Raw genomic sequence first — 19,653 nt, forward strand, 5'->3', positions numbered from 1 at the left:
TGGGATTTTCGCAGTGGGGAGACAAGAAAAGCTTCCTTCTTGTCCTCTTCTTTCACCCCGCAACATCTAACTGCTGATGATTGAGATAAAAATAATGTCCCCGCTTCGCCATCAACTCTTGGTGAGTCCCACTCTCAATCAACACCCCGCGATCAAGCACCAAAATCAAATCTGCATTCCGCACAGTTGAAAGGCGATGGGCAATTACTAAGGTGGTTCTGCCCTGAATAATTGTGTTTAAATTCGTCTGAATAATCCTTTCTGACTCTACATCTAGATGGGAAGTCGCCTCATCCAAAATCAATAGCTTGGGATTGCCTAACAACGCCTTAGCGATCGCAATTCTTTGTCGCTGTCCTCCAGACAACATCCCCCCTCCTTCACCAATCTGGCTTTCATAACCCATAGGTAACTTTTTAATAAACTCATCAGCACCCGCTAATCGCGCCGCCTCAATAATCTCTGCCAAAGTTGCCCCAGGATGTGCCAAACTAATATTTTCCCGAATCGTTCCGCCAAACAAAAAGGTATCTTGGTCAACTACCCCAACCTGCTCACGTAGAGAACGCAACGAAAGACTGGTAATATCATGCTCATCAATCAACACTTTGCCATCTGTGGGGGGATATAACCCCAAAACCAGCTTAGAAATCGTGGTTTTCCCCGAACCACTCCGTCCCACCAGGGCAACCATTTGCCCGCTGTGTATTTCAAAACTAAGATTTGCCAAAACATTGATATCGCTTTCAGGGTGATAGCGAAACGTCACGTTGTCAAAACAAATATTACCTTTAATAGCTGGTAAAGATTGCCGTACCTGGTGCTGCAAATCCTCTTCAGGTTCCGTATCCAACACATCATTAATGCGTTCTACGGCAATCACCACTTCTTGCAATTGATTCCATAAAACTGTTAATCGTTGGAAGGGTGTTATAATATTTGCCAGCAACATATTAAATGCTACCAATTGCCCAATGGTTAGCTGGTCGTGAATCACTTGGTACGCCCCAAACCACAACAAGATGGTAGTTACCACTGCTTCAATTGTGTTGCTAAATATTTGCAGGCGATTGCTGATAATTTGCCCGGAAAAGTTAGTTTTTATTTCCTTACTTAATAACTCTTCCCAATGCCAACGCACTGTCTGTTCCACTGCTGTGGATTTAACTGTTCGCACACCAGAAAGGGCTTCAATCAGATAGCTACTTTCCTTAGCAACAGCATTAAATATTTCTCTAGAAATCTTTTGTAAAAAAGGTGTGGCAATCAATGCCAGCAGGAAAAAAGGCGGTACAATCACTAACACCAGCAACGCCATTTTCCAGCTGTACCAAAACATCAATCCTAAATAGATAAAGACAGTGACTAAATCCAGCAGGATGGACAACGCCTCACCAGAAAGGAAGCGTTGAATTTTACGGTTTTCCTGTACACGAGAGATAATATCCCCCACATAACGGGACTCAAAATAACTCAAGGGTAGCCGCAGGGTATGGCGAATAAATCCCACAATCAATGCTAAATCGAGTTTATTCGCCGTATGGTCTAACAGATATTGCCGCAACCCCGTCATCGCCACCCGGAATAAACTAAAAATTAGTAACCCTAACCCCACCGCCGTTAATGTGAGTTCAGAACGCTGTACCACCACTCGGTCTAAAATTAACTGCGTGAATAAGGGAGTAACAAGTCCAAATATCTGGATAAATAAGGAAGCGACAAACACTTCCAAGATTACTAAAGAGTGAGGCTTCATCAACTCAAAGTATTGCCAAAAGGGGGTAGAAGTCTCTTTGGTATCCTTGAGCATGGCTGTCGGTTGCAGCAGCAATGTGTAACCAGTCCAGTTGGCTTTAAATTCGGCATGGCTGAGGGTGCGTTGACCAATATTAGGATCTGCCACAATCACCTGTTTAGGAGTTATTTTATAGACAACGATGTAGTGGTTCCCCTCCCAGTGGGCGATCGCAGGCAATTTTTGCTTCGCCAATTGATCAAGACTCGCTTTCACAGGTCGCGTGGTAAACCCAATACTTTCCGCCGCCGCCGATAACCCCCGCAGTGACGAGCCATTGCGGTCAACATTGGCCATATCCCGCAGGCGATTTACACTAAAGTTTTTCCCCCAATAGCGAGACACCATCACTAAACAAGCTGCACCACAATCCGATCCACTCTGTTGTGCAAAAAACGGATAGCGCCGAATCACACGCTGTAATAAATGCCCGACTCGCTGCCTGGAGTTGGGAAAATAGGCTTTGCTAATCTTTTTCTCGCGTAGCTCTACTGCTGGCGTTGACAAAATCTTCGTTTCATGGTGCCTTTTTGAGTCAGATGGGGGATTATCTGAGTCCACTTGTTGAGGGTTACGAGATAGCGCCTTAGCCCACAAATGCTCCCGAATTTGGGGATATTTAGCCATCAACGGCCACAACACCTCACCCGGAACAAAACACAGTTGCAAGTTTACTGAAGCTCTTGCTGCATAAGGTTTAAAGTCATCCTGCTTAAACAAGGTAAATTCCCCAAATGATTCTCCCGCCTCCAAAGTGGCGATTAACTCATCGGCGCTATCTAGCAACCTTGCTTTACCAGCGATCACAATATAGATTCCTGGTTGGACATCAGTTCCTTGCCAGAATTTGCCGACTTTCGGGTTAATAAATTTAACTTGTTGAAGATAGTGTTGAAATTCCTCTGTCGAAAGAGAATAACCCAGAGTATTGTTGAACTGTTGCACAGAAAGCAACTGAGCGGATATCTCTTGCGCCATAAATGTCTAAATCTTATCCTAGTTTTGCAAAGTTAATAAGTAACAATTCAGAATTATCGGCAATAGTTGTCGATTTCAGGTCACTAATCAAAATTTTGGAACTTTGAGCCTGTTCAGTGTTGTTTTGTTTAACATTACTGGGTTTTGGTAGTGTGGATAATCCCATCTGTTTGAGTAGTCGCTTGATATGGCGATCACTCACCTCAATCCCAAATTCTTTTACCAGATGTTTCCCCAGCCAGTTTGCTGTCCAGCGGCGAAAAGCATAGCCATGATCGCGGGGACTACTCCTAATCAGTTCTTTCAAACGTTCTAAATACTCGTCATTTATTGCCTTCGGGCGACCAATGGGGGAATCTTGCCATTGGTGCGCCATCCCCGTCCGGGCTATGTGCATCCAATGCCGTGCTGTTGCTGGACAACACCCCAAAATTTGACAAATTTCTGTTTGAGTTTTTCCCTCATCTGCCAACAACATGATTTCAATGCGCTGTCGGTAAGATTCAGGTAAACTTTTTTCTAAACTTCCTAACAGTAATTTCCGCTGAAATGATGTTAAATACTTACTGTTAGTCACATTTGTATATTTTGTTTGAATTTTCGTTTGACAGTAGGACATACACGTACAATTGACTAGTTGGTTAGACACACGAATGCTTTGTTTTAGATGCATAATTTGGCACTTATGTATCATCTAAGTAGAAATAAGTAGAGCTATGCAAAAGCTAATTTTTCCATGTAGCTGTAATAGATAACCTTGTTGTAAAAAACATCTCACATTTTGTTTTTTATTTGATGCTAAGGAATTGAATTTTAACAAATGAACGTAATGTGCGACTTCTTCTTGAAACCCCGCTTCTATTCCTCTCTCTCTGTGGGAGAGAGGCTTTAATTTTTGCTTCCCTCCTTTACCAAGGAAAGGGTTGGAGGTTAGGTTTGAGATAAAGTTGTACACAGATGGCATAAATGATGTTTTTAACAGCAAGGTTTTGTGTATTGCTTTTGTAAATATAGATTAGATTACAAATCCTATTTATAAATTACGGAAATAGTCACGAAATTTTAATAAAGTTTTTGTAAAGATAATTTTTTTTCTACAGAGAAAAAAAGTCATAGCAGAATCGCCGTTACCACGGATGAAAATCCCTTTGAGAGCAGTTTTCAAATAAATAATAGTACTTAAAATTTTGTCGAACAAGGGGGTATAAAACGCAATTTTGGGGTTAGCGATGCCTACGACTGGCTACGCCTACACGTTATGTTTAAAAGCATTGTTCATACTTGCTCTCAAAAGCTAGTAAAAAAGCTTATTTTATACTTAGTTGTTAAATGTAGTACCGACTCTAACTTGACTATTAATTACAATTTTGCCCTCCTGTGCTTCCACACAATTTTTGGCGATCACCAGACCCAAGGCAGTACCAGAAATATTTCTCACATTGTCCGCATGTTGGAAAGGCTGAAACACTCGCTTTTAGTCTTCTTTAGGAATGCCAATTTCCTAATCTTGAACCTCATTCTGCAAGTGAATTAGAAAATTTTGTTATTTTCCATAACCCAGGTACAACAACCTTTCCAGGGCTTAAACTTCAGATTCTATAGGTGCGATACCTTCTCCACGAGACGCTACGCGTAGCTTGCTTCTCCGTAGGGGTACGGTGAGCTACGCTAACGCAACCCAGGCTCATATCAAAATTGAAATTATTGACACCATTGTCAATAATCTAAGATGGTTTGAGCTTAAACGCTTCTATCACCCCCATAGATGATAAAAAGTCTAAATCCCTTATCTGAAAAGAGTTTTAGGCATTTTATTAAAATTCCGATTTTGACGAAACAACCTGCGAAGGGCATAATTTTAGACATATTTAGTCATGCAAAATGTAGGTCGAATTCGGAATATTACTGTTTTTTCCTGATCAATTAGTTCAAAGCGCACTATGACGTCTGGGAGTGAATACTTAATAGCATTGCTAAGATTGTTCTTCCCATACCCAATGCCCTTTTAATCAAATCCAAGAGTTGAACCACATTCGCAGCTTATAACCATTAGGAGAGAGGGGTAAACCCAAATAAACAGGCATCCAGAAAATAAAAGCAACCAGAATGATAAAAGTAATGGTGACACCTACCGCCCGGAGTTGTTGATAATAACTGCGAAGACATTGATCAACAAACCAAGCGATCGCTAAAAATACAAACACCACTGCACACATATAGTGGTAGATAAAAACGCACCTTGTCACTTCCACCCAAGGTAATAAGTTAGCAGCATAATTTATAACTAAATACAAGGCAATCCAAGTATCAACACTAAGAGTTGCAGGCACAGAAAAACGCTTTTCCTTCACCCAAAAAATCACTACTTGTGACACCAGCATCCCTATTAAAAACAACATGGCAGCAATACCAAACCACCACAAAAATGGATTGCCCATTGCATGGACATCATAAATAACTTGTCCAGCACTAGCAGGTAAAGGAGGCCCCATTACAGGTAATGGTTCAGTGACACTTTCAGCCGTTTGATAATAATATGCCATTGGCCGAGTCATCAACGGCCATTTGTACCAGGCAGCACAGTAAGGATGCACATTGGGACTATTGCCACCTAAATGTAAGTGAAACTTCAAAATTTGCTGATGTACTGCAATAAATCCATATGTTTTATCTAGTTGAAGGTGGGGAATCCAGATGATGCTGTAGATAAAAGCTGGAATACTTCCTAGATAAAACAGCATCTGAAAAATATTTAGCTGAGTCAAGTTTTGTAGTGGTGTCTGAGATGAGAGAGAATAAGTACTAACTCCAGACTCCAGACTCCTGACTTCTGCTTCCTGCCTCCTGCCTTCTGCCTCCTTCAATGAGGGGGATGTAAAAAAGAGTTTGGGGTTAGGAAAAGAATGGATCAAATGAATTATCCAAGCTGTTACCCAAATGAGATAAGCACCTGAGAGGAACCATAAACCATTCCACTTACTACCGACTGACGCACCAAAAGTAATGCCAGCAAAAACTAACCAAAAAGAACGTCGCCGATTTTGGTTATCTAATGCCAATAATAAAAACCAGTGCCCTAACAAACCAAAGATGACGATATAAATATTACTTAAAGCATAGCGAGACTCAACCAGAAAGATGCCATCAGAAGCTGTGAACAAACCTGCAAGGATTGCAAAGCTACGACGATAACTCAACTGATAAGCGATCGCAGCCACAACTAAAGGGATAAATGAGCCAGTGAGGGCATTTAACCAACGGTAAGTCCAAGGCGATCGCATTGAACCTGTCAGCCCATTTACCGTATCATGCCAAAAAGGAATGTGACTGCCAATCCAAATGCCGATACCAATAATATATTGACTCAGCGGTGGATGAGCATTAAAAAATGGCGTATGCGTGAGATAATTATTACCAAATTTGGCAAAGTAAACTTCATCAAATACCAGAGTGTTGAATCGCTCCAGTCCCCAAAACCGTAAGGCAAGTGAGAGAAGAAATACACTCACTATCCCAATTCGGAACCACTTTTTATTCATTAGTCATTAGTCATTAGTCATTGGGCATTAGTTATTCTTTCTTCCCCTACTTCCCCTGCTTCCCCTGCTCCCCTGCTCCCCTGCTCCCTCTCCACTCTTCAGATGCATCTAGTTGGAACAGGAGTAGTTCAATACCGTAATACTTGTTTGTCCGCCCCATTGCTTTCATACCCAGTCTTTGAGTTACACGGATTGAGGCATGATTTTCTGGCTTCACTACGGCATAAATCACTGGCAAGTTCAAAACACTAAATCCGTAGTTGAGCATAACTCGTCCTGCTTCTGTTGCATATCCTTTACCCCAAGAAGCTCGCCTCAAGTGCCAGCCTACCTCATAATCTTGAGTGGGTAAACCATCTTTGTCGGGCAATTGTAACAAAAGGATAGTTCCCACAATTGTTGTAGTTTCCTTTTCGACAATTGCCCAAGATCCAGTACCATTGTTGCGTTGGTGCATTCGCTCGATACCTTCAATTAAGCGCTGACGCTGTGACTCAATGCTTGCTGGGCGAGAAGCTTTACCGAGAAAGTGCGTAACTTCAGGATCACTGTACATTACAAAGGCTTGTTCGGCATCGCGTTCGGGTATCCAACTGCGAATTATCAAACGTTCGGTTTCCAAAAGGATTGTCATTTTAACTTTTGGCTAAAATAAATCGCCATTCTGCAAAATACTAAAATACTTATGGTTGAGCAGTCAAAAGTTTTGTAGACAATCACACAAACAAAATATGGCGATCGCTATGCTATGGGCAGTTATCCAGAAGTTCAACTACCGTTGGTTATGCGATGCCTGCGGCGGTAAACTACGCAAATTCTGAATCTTTCCGCAGTTCTTCAGATCAGAACCCTAACACAATCTGATCGTTTGGTATATCTGCCTTCACTAATTCGGTTGCTTGCCAGTGAAAACCGCTAATTGAGCGGCGAAAGCACGCTTGAAGGCGGGCCGCGCTTCGGCACGGGCAACATAGGTAGAGAGATTCGGATAGTCAAAGAGCATATCCGAGTTTTTCAATCTGAGCAGCACTGACACCATCATCAGGTCGCCTGCGCTGAATGCGCCATCAAGCCAGTCGGCATCTCCAAGGTGACTGGAAAGTTCTAAGAGCCGATTACGGGTGTGACCTTCGACAACACGCAGGCGCTGCTCGTACCAGGCCTGATCACGCTCTAATAACGTGGTGATTCCCCAATCAACGATTGGCGGCTCCATCGTGTTAAGTGCGGCAAACATCCATGTGATCGCTCGCGCTCGACTATTCGCATCGTCTGGCAACAGCCTTGTATGGCCCTGTGCGATATGGAACACGATCGCCCCCGACTCGAACAGGGCGAGATCACCTGACTCGTAGGTTGGAATTTGCCCGAAAGGATGAAGCGCACGGTGCGCGGGTTGCTTCATCTCACTGAACGAAACAAGACGAACGTTGTAAGGTTGGCCCACTTCTTCGAGCGCCCAGCGAACGCGCATGTCACGCGCCAGTCCCTTGCCGCCATCAGGCGACTGTTCAAAGGCGGTAATAGTGGGTGTCATTGTCAGGGTCATGGTGATTTCTCCTTTTGATCCAATTTTCTGCTTTGGGTATGTGTTCTGTCCGGCAAGAACAGCAACTCTAGATATCAGCGTCAAAGCTGGCATTAAAAGCACCGGCGGAACTATCGCAAAAAGACAGATGTAACACTATTACCAATAGTGTTACATTTTGCGCGGCTGATGCTGCGATTTGCGATTGACCACTTGTATCGTTTCGCTTGCATTAGACTTTGCCTCAACTGAGTACCCCAGAACAGTGTCAGAGGTGGAGCAACCTTTTACAAATTAGTACCCTCGACTTTTGCCACTTCTAGCATTGTCTTTAAAACTGAATCAGGATTTAGGCTAATCGAGTCAATTCCTTGTTCAACCAAAAACTGGGCAAATTCTGGATAGTCGCTGGGTGCTTGCCCACAAATACCGATTTTGCGATCGCATTTTTTCGCCGCTTCTATGGCCATTTTCACCATTCGCTTTACACCCTGACTGCGCTCATCAAATAACCGCGCCACTAACGCCGAATCCCTATCTATCCCCAGTGTTAACTGAGTGAGGTCATTGGAACCAATTGAGAAACCATCAAATACCTCAGCAAACTCCTCAGCCATAATTACATTATTGGGCAACTCACACATCACATAAATCTGCAAGTCGTTAACCCCTTGCTTTAAACCATTTTTTGCCATCTCTGCTAAAACCAAACGCCCTTCATCGGGAGTACGACAAAAGGGAATCATCGGGATAACATTCGTCAAACCCATATCTTCCCGTACCCGCTTGATGGCATGACATTCTAGGGCAAAAGCTTCCCTGTAGCCTTGATCATAGTAACGCGCCGCTCCTCGCCAACCCAGCATTGGGTTTTCTTCATGGGGTTCAAACTGTCGCCCACCTAACAAATTGGCATATTCGTTACTTTTGAAATCTGACATTCGCACAATTACAGGTTTGGGATAAAATGCTGCGGCAATTCTACCGATGCCTTGGGCTAATTTATCTACAAAATACTGGGGTTTATCGTCGTAAAGTGCGGTAATTTCAGCAATTTTAGCTTTCATAAATTCATCTTTTAACAAATCATAGTGAATCAACGCCATTGGATGAATTTGAATTTGGTTAGCGATGATAAATTCTGTCCGCGCTAAACCTACCCCATCGTTGGGAATTGCAGATAAACTCAATGCTTCTTGGGGATTACCAACATTCATTAAAATTTGAGTGCGGGTGCGGGGTAAGTTCTCTAAAGGAACTTCTTCAACTTCAAAAGGTAATAAGCCCGCATAAACTTTTCCCTCTTCCCCTTCAGCGCAAGAAATTGTTACCTCTTGACCAGGTTTCAAGATTTCTGTAGCATTGCCGCATCCGACGATCGCAGGTACACCCAATTCTCGCGCGATAATTGCTGCATGGCAGGTGCGCCCCCCAGAATTGGTGACAATTGCACTGGCGCGTTTCATAATCGGTTCCCAATCGGGGTCAGTTCTCTCTGTGACCAAAACTTCCCCAACTTGGAATTGGTCAAGTTTGTGAACATCTAAAATTAGGCGTGCTTTTCCTTGACTAATCGCTTCTCCAATAGCCCGTCCGATAACAAGAGGGATTAAGGATTCAGGAGTGGGAATTGGGGATTGAAAAGATTTTTCCCCATTTCCTATTCCCCATTCCTTATTTCCCAATACCAACCGATAACTCCGCAACACATTTCCCGTCTTCTGTGACTGGACAGTTTCGGGACGCGCTTGCACAATAAAAAGTTGATTAGTAATTCCATCTTTTGCCCACTCAATATCCATTGGCGTGAAAATGCCGTGGACTTGGGAATAATGGTCTTCAATTAAACATGCCCAATTTGCTAGTTGTAAAATTTCTTGATCATTCAGAGCGAATTTTCCTCTTTCGCTGGGCGAAACTGAAACATTTTTCGTAAATTTAGAACCGTCATCATAAATCATTTTCAGTTCTTTACTGCCCAATCTTTTATCGATAATTGGGCAAAAACCAGCTTTTAAAGTTGGTTTAAAAACATAATATTCATCGGGATTTACAGACCCCTGAACAACATTTTCCCCTAAACCGTAGGCGGCTGTAATCAGTGCCGCATCCTTAAATCCGGTTTCTGTATCAATGGAGAACATCACCCCAGAGGTTGCTAAGTCAGAGCGCACCATTTTTTGCACGCCCACAGCCAGAGCAATGCTAAAATGGTCAAATCCTTTGGTGTGACGATAAGAAATGGCGCGATCAGTAAATAAAGAAGCAAAGCATTTATGACAAGCTGCTAAAACTCCTTCGGCACCGACAACGTTGAGGTAAGTTTCCTGCTGTCCGGCAAAACTAGCATCGGGCAGATCCTCAGCAGTGGCGCTGGAACGGACTGCAACATCTGTCTCTGCGTTGTATCGCTCACAGAGACTCTGATAAGCTTTAGCGATCGCCTGTCGCAATTCTACAGGAAATGGGGTGTGGATTAATAGCGATCGCGCTTTTTTTCCCCGTTCTCGTAAATTTTTGACATCTTCAACATCTAAATCTGCAAACAGCTGGCGTAACTTTATTTCTAACCCCGCTGATTGAATAAAATAACGATAAGCATAAGCAGTGGTAGCAAATCCGGTGGGAACATTAATACCTTTAGGCGTTAGCTGTTGAATCATTTCCCCCAGTGAAGCATTTTTCCCACCAACTACAGGAATATCACCAATACCAACTTCATCAAACCACAGGATGAGCGATCGCTCTTTGGCAGATACAGATAAAGTGCTTTTAGATACAGTAGCCATAAATATTACCTTTTAAGTTTATACTCAACTTGATCAGTGCATAACCGCTAGTATATTTTTTCCATCTTCAATTTTAGATTTTGCAGCCAGTCAGGTGATTTTAGATTGTGCAATTAAATTCCTAGCCATAGTCTATAAATAACAATTATTCGAGATAATGGGTATATCTGAATACCTGAAGCAATTACACAATGATCCAACTAAAACGACTGCTGAAAATGGCAGAAGATGAGCTAACTGAATACAGCACTGATGCCCGTAAAATGGAAAAACTGCGCCGTAAAATCGGTTTAACAGTATCGGCTACAGAACAGCAGCAAGTTAAAGAGGCATTACTCGCTACTATGAAATCTAATATAATTACCCAAGTTGTCGAAGAACAAAGACAAGCGGTAGCCTTACCATTTTGGGGAATCGCTGGATTGGGTTTGTTATTAGGAATTTCTTTAAATCAACCCATAGGCTTGTTAGCGTCTGTAGTTGGAACTGTATTAGCTTACAGAATTCAGAAATGGGGTTGGAAATTGCAGGCAACTCGTTTATTGTTACAAACATTGTCAGATATCGAAATGCGTATCGCCCAATCCCATAAGTAACAAAACAGACGTGTTCAATAAATAAATTATCTGTATATATTTATAGCCTAATATACCAAATCATCGACTATGCGGTGGAAAAGCTGAACAAGCGTTTGGCGATCGTTATCTGGATCAAATAGGTAGCTGAGGCATTCACCAATGGAAGTGACGGCATTACACGGCGGAATATCGATTTTAAATAGTGAATCGATGCGAAACTCGGCATCTGGCACTCTTGTTCGTGCAATATTAATCATCGACTTAGAAATATCAACTCCGAGAACATGATAATGAGCCTTGGTGAGTTCTTGTGCCCATAATCCACTACCGCAACCCAAGTTAACCACTAGTCCATCATGTATTTTGTTTTGAGCCAGGATTTATAAGATGCCAGGAGTGGATTTGAGAGCGAAGTCACGGAAACCGTCATCATGAATAAATGCAAGGTCTTCTTTGTACCACTTATTCAATCAACTATTGTCCTCTCTGCTTTGGGCAACATTTCCTATATTTTCGCCAAATGTATTTCGCAGATTGTACTTGTGGCGTTGTTCCTCGGCAAACTCTTGAAACGAACAGGAACGTCTCCCCTCAAAATCATCCAAACTACGCTGGATACCCGTAAAAACTTCTTCCGAGTCTTGCAACTCCCACTCCAGAATACGAGTTAGCAGTTCAGTAGCAACAAGACTTACATCTTGCCCCTCTTGTGCAGCTTTTTCACATTGTGCTTCTACTTGTGGACTAAGAGAAATGATGATAGACATTGACTCGGTTTTCCTACTATCAAGCCTCTGTGCGTCATTCTAGCAAATCCAAGGAATAAAGCCTAACTGCCTAACTCAGAAAGCTGATCTTTTACAGCTTCAATAAAGTATTTTTTTAACGAAAAGGAAGATTTTTGGTTCTGCTTATTTTTAGATTGAGTATTATACTTGGCATCTGACAAAAAGTTTTCGATTTACAGAAATTATTATCCTTATTGCCTCCTTACAGCAATTGTGTAACTAGGTAGATGTGAGGCATCTGTTTGAGTTTTTACAAGTCGCAAGTCATTATCTATATATAAATGTTCAAACACTTGAGAAGTTGCTAAGTATGTTTTTTGAAATTCATTAGCATGATTAATCTCTAGGTTTTCTAATTTGAGAGCTTTAGGCAAATCCACTTTTGACGTATTCAGTTTGACTTTAGTGTTAACTACATTAGTAAACCAGTTATAGACTGATTCTAAAGTTAGAGGAGTTTCTCTATTTTTAAAAGCCTGAAATCTATCGATGTTTTGAAGATACCATTTACCATTTTGAACTCCATATTTTTGGATTGCCATGAAATCATAAGCTGGTAATTTTGATTGAAAATTCTGAGATAAAGAGGACTCTTTTCCCAGTAGATAGCGAGCTATACTGGCACAGTAACCATCACGCTGGAAAATTTGGAAGGACTGCTCTTGTATTCTTTGCGGTAAAGTTTCATGAAACGATATCGTAGACCAGATTGGTGTCCAAACACCCACTAAAAGCCGTACTTGCTCTGTCACACTTAAGACAGGATTGTGTTGACTCAACTTGATAAAATAAGGAAGTAATTCAGTTTTGTAAAAATTTATTTCGGCTTTTAAAGTTTCTGGCTTTCGACTTTGAACTCGTGCAAAGATTTCATTTTTAGCTTTTAGTGTTTTTGTAGCACTTAATTGATTTTTTAGTAAGAGGTCGAGCATTACCATTTACCTTTTCCTCATTTTTTAGATGACTTGGTAAGAATTGAAAACTGGTGATACCAATTTCAAAAAAGAATGTGACACATACAAACCTGGAAACCCACACTCAATCAGGCTTTCTTTCTTACAGCTATTTTCAGGTAAATAGACCACGCTCTACGGAACATTGCTGTGCCCCTACGACAGATGTGGTTCAAATACATGAAAACTGCTATAATGCATGAATTTTGAACTGATATGAGTTTAGTACTCATAAAGGTATCATGCATCCTTTTATTCTGTAAAAGGTAAAGCCTCTTAGCTCTTGTTTTGACAGTTATTAGGTATTTATATGCTTGATACTATCTGTTTTTACTTAAAAAATGGTGTGATCGGGATCACTAGAAACTAAAATATATTGAAGAAACATTTATAAATTAGAGTATTGCATACATAGACGTGTAACGGCTTACCACAGGGTATAAGAAGCGCTATCAGTTCACATACAATAAAGTGCGAAAGATGAAAATTTTGCTCCTTCACACTTCATTGTTTATCTGAAATTTCTAAGATTCCCGTCCCGATGCCCAGGTATCACGCCATTTAACGGTACCTTCTTTCGCAATCACCCAGCGGCGATTTACGAGATTTTCCCGCAGAGGCGATCGCCCTTCCCGCCACATGGCATATTTATAAGCTATGAGATTTCCGGCACTCTCATTAAAGGGAATTTCAGCAAACCAAGTATTAGTGTTGATGTACTCTAGGGGATACGCTTTGCTGATATCCCAGTTACCCAACTCTGGACAGTCTCCCATGACAACGATTGTTTCACCTGGTTGGGTCTGCACGCCGTTAAGTTGTACTCGTACTATAGTCTGAGCTTTAATCCGTTCTCCGACGTGGCTCAAAACAATTACTCCCCGTTCTTCGAGTTGCCAATCATAAATTTTCCCGTCTTTGACCTCGTATTTGTTGCGAGTCACTATACAGGTATGTTCCCCATCGGGCAATTCTGTTTCTACTTCTGGTAAGGTAACTTCTCCTCCCCGGTTTAAAGCTACAAAACACACGGAGTCACGATAACGGCGTACATAGCAGTAAATGTCAGGTGTTAAGTATTTTTGCCAGTGGCTACCCATTGACACAGCTGGATTGAGTCGCCGTAAGCCAGATAACAGCCTGATGCAACGATAAATCTCACTCTCGGTATCCCAACTTTCCATCATCGGACGGTTGTACGGGTCATTACCGCCATCAGTGTCGTTATGCAGATATTGTTCTGTGCCATAGTAAATGCAGGGAATACCGCGACAAGTCATAACTAAGGCGATCGCAACCTTCAGCATCGCTGGATCGGGGTTCAGCGATTGGAAGCGGCACATATCATGGTTATCGATGAAAGTGACTAGCTCTGTTGCCCCGTTATAGCGATAATCCTGGTCAAAAATGTATTGAATTGTTTGAAATCCGTTTTCTGAACCTTGCCCCAGTGCGGCTCGAATTGCTACACACAAACCAAAGTCTAAAAGTGTCATGCCTGAGTGGTTAACAAATTCCACTGAGCGATCATCACTAGGATTACTGTAAATCCATTCACCAAAAATAAATACATCTGGTTTGTGATTGCTCATATCGCCAGTGAATTCTTGCCAAAACCAAATGGGCATATGCTTGACAGTATCCACCCGCAGTGCATCTACACCCCGATCTAGCCATTGTTTAATTGCTGACTTGATATACTCACGATATTCAATATTGTTCTCATTGAAAGTTGCTAGACCCGATAGTTCACAGTTCTGTACTTGCCAATCGTCTTCCCAGTTTTGCACTTCGCCATAGTGGTGATACCAATTATTAGCATCATCATTGAAGTCAGCAATTTTGACGCCATCATCATACAATTCCCCTTTGCTACCGCTGGTATCAGGTGTGCTATGGTTGCAGACAATATCCAGCACCAGCTTCATATTCCGCTTGTGCAGTTCTGTAATTAACCGATCAAAGGTCGTATTTTTTTCTTCTTGGGTGGTGTTTAAAGAAGGGTTCTCTCCTTGAGCAATGTAGCGAGGATTAAGCCGCTTAAAATCTTTTGTCCAATAGCCATGTAGCGCTGCATTGCCAACAAATAACTCTTCAACCTGCTCGAACAGTGGAGTTAGCCAAAGGGCCGTAACCCCCATGTTTTTGAGATAATCTAATTTATCGATCACACCTTGCAAGTCGCCACCCCAGTACTTACCCCAATCTTGTCTACTTGGATCGTACAGTTCTGAGTTTTCACCTTCGCTGTTATCCGGATCGCCATCATAAAAGCGATCGACTACCAGAAAATAAATTGTTTCCTGACGAAATTCAATATCTCTGGTGTAAAGGAACTCTAGAGCAATCTCAATATCTAACTGCGGTTCTTGTATAAGAGCTTCTACGTTTTCCTTTGCAGGATCTACTTTATATTGATCTGGTGAAAACTGGGATGGTGGGGTCTTTACCATAAAAAACTCAAAACTTCATGAACTACACGTTTGTATATCCAACAGTACAACGTTTCGAGTATTCTGTGTCACTACAAACTTCGGCATTGTCACATCCTGCCCACGGTATAGGTATCTATCGTTAGCTAGTTTATAATTCCATCGGTAGACATAATTCATCTGCTAGAGGATAAAAACTAAAAAATGATAGCAATTATTAACGGTAATTGCTTCATCACAAAAATTTACAATATCTAGTCAAAGTGACTTGCGGTAAATATTGAGCCTAGCTAGTGTTTAAGTGTATATTCGAGAACGGATTTTAGAACACCTTAAGTTATATTTTGCACCTGCCCACTTTCCTACCAGAGAATAAATTCTCTGGCTAATAGCGCAAGTCCGCTCAAGTGGACTCCAATCCTTATTCAGTCTTCTTTAGAAGACTTTAGCTAGTAGCCCTAAAATGAATTCTGAGGCGGCTGTGGGGACTGGTGCAAGTTCTGAGTTAACTCCTTGGGTGTGAAACCAGAATTTGTCCTGGAAAGTCAATAGCTGGTTAAAACCTATTTTTCTCTAGAAGATTTGCTCCATTAGTAAACTGACCATTGTCACTTTCAATCTGTTATTACTATCAAAGAATTAATTTAGGTAGCAATTATGACAAAATATGACAAGGTTTTTAACTCACCAAAGACATCAGAGGAATCACTAAGTCCAGAGGAAGCGGTGGCGGCGATCGCAACTGTTACCGCGATCGCTGATTTATCCATTGAGGATATAGATGCAGAAAGTTTAGCGGGTATCCTCTGGGAATTCGAGGTCTTTGAGGAATACTCAGAAGATGAAATCGCAGAAATAGTTGATAGACTCATAGACATTGTCGAAGAAGAGGGAATTGGGCCTTTGTTTAATGTCGCCAAAGTATCTCTCTCAGATGAATTAGTGCTGGATGGTTTTGCAGCTGGTGTGATAGTGCTTTTAGACGATGAACTCACCATCCCTAAATCGAAACAAGCTTATCTCAAAAAGCTACAAGCAGCCTTGGAACTTGAGGATGAAGAAGCAGAGGAAATTATTAAAGAGGTAATTGCAGCCTTTAAAGAAGCAGAAGAGGAAGAATATGCAGACGACGAAGATGAAACAGTAGTCATAGAAGATTTTAGTCAACAGACCTATGAATCACCCTTAGGTAATTTTACGGTGTCGATTCCGGTTGATCCGCAGCAAGGTGGTAGAATTCAAAGCCAGGAAGGAGTAGTTGGCTTTTCCGATGACATCGGTACTTTGCTGAGAATCGATTATTATCCTTTCCCCCTGGAACAGTTAGAGGAACTGGAGTCTGTTGGACAAGAAGAATATTTACAAACAATCTTAGTAGACAAGTATGTACCTCAAGCGATTTTTGCCAATGTACCAGATGCTTCTGTCGAGTATACCGAATATCTGGAAGATACTTTGCGAGGTGCTTACTACGTGTTAATCGATATGCCCAAAGGTTCGACAATTTCTAAGCAAGAAAATAATGGAACTGCGATCAGATTAGACGCTTACCGAGGGCTGCTCACCTTTATCAGTGGTGAATTTTTGTATATAGTTAGTAGTCAGCAGAGCTTTATTGACGGCGAAACTCCCGATTCCCTTGAAGAAGAAGCCGAAGACATCAAGCAGAGTATTTTAGAGTTTATTGAGACTATAGAGTTCACTTAGTACACGTCACCGCAAAAAAGCGTCGGAAATAGAGTTTTTCTGGTGACGTATTAAGTAATTTCTCTATCCAAAAAAGCGATGTCTGCCTTGAAAAGTTTGGATGCCTGCGGCGGGCTGCGCCAACGGAAGAAGCCTTTGCTCCAACTTTTCGCTACGACGGGCTACGCCTACGCAAAACGAATTCACGCCATCATACCAATAAACTATTGGGAACCGATGGCGTTTTCAATTAAGTGTCCATAACTCATCAACTCATCTGATGTACATTTGGAAAGGGCGATGTCTGACGACAAGCCCAAAGAAGACAGGAAGTCTCCGGCTCCGCACTGGCTGTCTACGCTTGTAATTTTCCATGACAATAACCCTGCTGAATAATCGCTATCAAATTATCCAAGTAATCGGCGCTGGTGGGTTTGGCGAAACCTTTCTAGCAGAAGATGTCCATATGCCTTCTCGCCGTCGCTGTGTGATCAAGCAACTAAAACCGATAACCAATAATGACCCGCAAACCTACCAACTTATCCAACAGCGGTTTGAACGGGAAGCAGCAACCTTGGAATATTTGGGTGAAAGTAGTCACCAAATTCCTAAACTCTACGCCTACTTTTCTGAGAACGGGCAGTTTTACCTCGTCCAAGAATGGATTCACGGCCAAACCTTGACAAAAATTGTCGAAGCCAAAGGATTTGAGAGTGAAACTGCTGTTCGGCAAATTCTCTTGAGTCTGCTCTCAGTCTTAGATTATGTCCACAGCAAAGGTATTATTCATCGGGATATCAAGCCAGATAACATCATTCTCCGTTTTGTTGATGGCAACCCAGTTGTGATTGATTTTGGTGCAGTCAAAGAAACAATCCGTTCAGTGGTGAATTCTCAAAGATACCCCACGCGATCGCTTGTGATTGGTACGCCTGGGTATATGCCTAGCGAACAAGCCGTTGGACGCCCAGTTTACGCCACTGATATCTACAGCTTAGGCTTAACGGCGATTTATCTGCTAACTGGTAAACACCCGCAAGAACTACTAACTGATCCCAAAACTGGGGAAATACTTTGGCAGCAGTACGCCCCTAACGTCTCTTCCCAATTGGCGACGGTACTTAATCAGGCTATTAAGCCCCATGCTGGCGATCGCTATAGCACTGCCAGTAAAATGCTACACGCCTTGCAGTCTGCTATTAATATACCCCCTGAATTCGCTGCAAATACTTCCACAGTCATTTCTTCTCCTACTGCTACATCGACTCGACAAATCCAGCCATTATATTCGCCACAAAAAAATTCTGCGTTAGCGAAGCTCACCGTTGGCGTAGCCTCTCGTAGAGAAGGTATCGCCAGGTCTTCCTCTGGTGGAAATTGGCAGAAAACTGCTGTAATTGTTGGTAGTTTGCTGGTAGGCGGCTTGCTTGGTGCAGTTGCAATTTCTAGCTTCACTCGTCAGCAACAACCAGAAATAACCATTGCCACAAGTCCCACCCCATCGCCAGAATCTTTGCCTTCGACTCCTGCATCTCTCAATCCGCCTGTTTCTTCTCATTCTCCAGTTCCAGTTGTACCAACCTCACGACCAAAACCGCCAGTAATTCCTGATCCTTTGCCAACCTCTAATCCCCCAGTTGTATTCACACCACCCCTAGAAAAGGAGCCTGTAACTTCAGATACTCCAGCACCAGTAGCAGTATCCACACCACAGCCAGAACCAAAGAATCAGGCGATGCCATTCGCAAAGCGTCTCGTAGAGAAGGCGGGCAATGTCAACGCAGTTCCCACACCAGAAGTGCGTTCCACACCACAGAACAAGCCCCGCAGTAAATTAGCTGCCACTACCAGCAGACAAAATGTTCCCGCATTCCCTACAGGTACAGCAAGAAACATTGTAGAAGCTACCCTCGGTAGACCAAGTAAAGATTTAAGAGGCGCATGGGGCAATACCCGTGCTGTCGTTTACAAATTAGTGCCAGACAAAATTGACCTTGGCTACTTATTTGATCGTAATTCTAAAGTACTGCGTCAAACTGAGGTATCTTTTGCCCAATCGGTAGAACCGCAGGTAATGGAGGCTACCTTGAATGGATTGTTAGGTGGGCAAGCCACTGAAGATATTAAACAGGGACTCAAACAGGTACAACAGCACCAGTCTGATAATTTTAGTTTTAAGAATGGCTCAGTCAAAGGTCAGATTATCCGCCAAAAATGTGATTTTATTTACATTAGCATTTGGGATGTAAATTTACATGATTTTGTAAGTCCATCGACAGCCAAAAGGTGTTAATTTCCTGGGAAACATTGTTTTCAAAACTTAATCACTTCAAGCGATTAATGCTTGGCGCAATCATATTTCGCGCCTTCAAGTCCAGGACTTACGCAACTGGCACAGCGCGATCGCTAATTAATAGTATTTATGTACTACGAAGAAGTGGCGTACTCAGAAGGTATTGCGGAAATTAGTAACAGTAATCATCTGTGTTAAATATTCTTCAAATCATGAGAAATTAGTTGAGGATGCATAAAATCAATCCTGTATTTTATGAAGTTTACTAAACTTAACTATTGCCAGTACTTATTA

15 protein-coding genes are annotated in these 19,653 nt (G+C 42.1%); 4 read left to right on the forward strand and 11 right to left on the reverse strand.

Annotation, left to right across the window (positions count from 1 at the left end):
- Window positions 1-52: 52 nt before the first annotated feature.
- The 7 genes from V7L29_RS32325 to ppsA all read right to left on the reverse strand — a co-directional run bounded on the left by V7L29_RS32325 (window position 53) and on the right by ppsA (window position 10,629).
- Window positions 53-2,773, reverse strand: coding sequence for a peptidase domain-containing ABC transporter (locus V7L29_RS32325; protein ID WP_334738051.1), 2,721 nt, complete (start codon window positions 2,771-2,773; stop codon window positions 53-55).
- Between the two features lie 13 nt (window positions 2,774-2,786).
- Complete coding sequence (locus tag V7L29_RS32330) at window positions 2,787-3,350, reverse strand: helix-turn-helix domain-containing protein (RefSeq protein WP_334692655.1); 564 nt, start codon at window positions 3,348-3,350, stop codon at window positions 2,787-2,789.
- Window positions 3,351-4,091: 741 nt separating this feature from the next.
- A complete protein-coding gene (locus V7L29_RS32335; protein WP_334738052.1) occupies window positions 4,092-4,241 on the reverse strand; it encodes an ATP-binding protein in 150 nt (49 codons plus the stop codon).
- 541 nt (window positions 4,242-4,782) lie between these two features.
- Window positions 4,783-6,312, reverse strand: a complete 1,530-nt coding sequence (locus V7L29_RS32340; protein ID WP_334738053.1) for a dolichyl-phosphate-mannose--protein mannosyltransferase — start codon at window positions 6,310-6,312, stop codon at window positions 4,783-4,785.
- A 46-nt stretch (window positions 6,313-6,358) separates the two neighbouring features.
- Window positions 6,359-6,946, reverse strand: a complete 588-nt coding sequence (locus tag V7L29_RS32345; RefSeq protein WP_334738054.1) for a GNAT family N-acetyltransferase — start codon at window positions 6,944-6,946, stop codon at window positions 6,359-6,361.
- A 252-nt stretch (window positions 6,947-7,198) separates the two neighbouring features.
- Window positions 7,199-7,861, reverse strand: coding sequence for a glutathione S-transferase family protein (locus tag V7L29_RS32350; protein ID WP_334738055.1), 663 nt, complete (start codon window positions 7,859-7,861; stop codon window positions 7,199-7,201).
- Window positions 7,862-8,127: 266 nt separating this feature from the next.
- The gene (ppsA, locus tag V7L29_RS32355) at window positions 8,128-10,629 is read right to left on the reverse strand and encodes a phosphoenolpyruvate synthase (RefSeq protein WP_334738056.1); all 2,502 of its coding nucleotides are present in this window, start codon (window positions 10,627-10,629) and stop codon (window positions 8,128-8,130) included.
- A 191-nt stretch (window positions 10,630-10,820) separates the two neighbouring features.
- Between ppsA and V7L29_RS32360 the strand changes: the two genes are divergently transcribed.
- Window positions 10,821-11,225 carry a hypothetical protein gene (locus tag V7L29_RS32360; protein ID WP_334692649.1) on the forward strand — a complete coding sequence of 135 codons (405 nt, stop codon included), beginning with the start codon at window positions 10,821-10,823 and terminating at the stop codon, window positions 11,223-11,225.
- Window positions 11,226-11,272: 47 nt separating this feature from the next.
- Here the strand turns inward: V7L29_RS32360 and V7L29_RS32365 are convergent, their stop codons facing one another.
- From V7L29_RS32365 to V7L29_RS32380, 4 genes are all read right to left on the reverse strand, one after another.
- Window positions 11,273-11,554, reverse strand: coding sequence for a class I SAM-dependent methyltransferase (locus tag V7L29_RS32365; RefSeq protein ID WP_334738057.1), 282 nt, complete (start codon window positions 11,552-11,554; stop codon window positions 11,273-11,275).
- A 123-nt stretch (window positions 11,555-11,677) separates the two neighbouring features.
- Window positions 11,678-11,974 carry a hypothetical protein gene (locus V7L29_RS32370; RefSeq protein WP_334738058.1) on the reverse strand — a complete coding sequence of 99 codons (297 nt, stop codon included), beginning with the start codon at window positions 11,972-11,974 and terminating at the stop codon, window positions 11,678-11,680.
- 212 nt (window positions 11,975-12,186) lie between these two features.
- Window positions 12,187-12,927: a hypothetical protein gene (locus tag V7L29_RS32375; protein ID WP_334738059.1), complete on the reverse strand. Its 741-nt coding sequence runs from the start codon at window positions 12,925-12,927 to the stop codon at window positions 12,187-12,189.
- A gap of 545 nt (window positions 12,928-13,472) precedes the next feature.
- Window positions 13,473-15,401: an alpha-amylase family glycosyl hydrolase gene (locus V7L29_RS32380; protein WP_334738060.1), complete on the reverse strand. Its 1,929-nt coding sequence runs from the start codon at window positions 15,399-15,401 to the stop codon at window positions 13,473-13,475.
- A 636-nt stretch (window positions 15,402-16,037) separates the two neighbouring features.
- Here V7L29_RS32380 and V7L29_RS32385 point away from each other — a divergent pair.
- The 3 genes from V7L29_RS32385 to V7L29_RS32395 all read left to right on the forward strand — a co-directional run bounded on the left by V7L29_RS32385 (window position 16,038) and on the right by V7L29_RS32395 (window position 19,359).
- Window positions 16,038-17,087, forward strand: a complete 1,050-nt coding sequence (locus tag V7L29_RS32385; RefSeq protein WP_334692644.1) for a hypothetical protein — start codon at window positions 16,038-16,040, stop codon at window positions 17,085-17,087.
- Window positions 17,088-17,165: 78 nt separating this feature from the next.
- Entirely contained in the window at window positions 17,166-17,330 is a 165-nt protein-coding gene (locus tag V7L29_RS32390; RefSeq protein WP_334738061.1) for a hypothetical protein, read from the forward strand.
- 109 nt (window positions 17,331-17,439) lie between these two features.
- The gene (locus V7L29_RS32395; RefSeq protein WP_334738062.1) at window positions 17,440-19,359 is read left to right on the forward strand and encodes a protein kinase domain-containing protein; all 1,920 of its coding nucleotides are present in this window, start codon (window positions 17,440-17,442) and stop codon (window positions 19,357-19,359) included.
- Window positions 19,360-19,653 lie beyond the last annotated feature (294 nt).

Source organism: Nostoc sp., assembly GCF_036916575.1.
In the GTDB taxonomy this organism is placed as follows: Bacteria; Cyanobacteriota; Cyanobacteriia; order Cyanobacteriales; family Nostocaceae; genus Nostoc.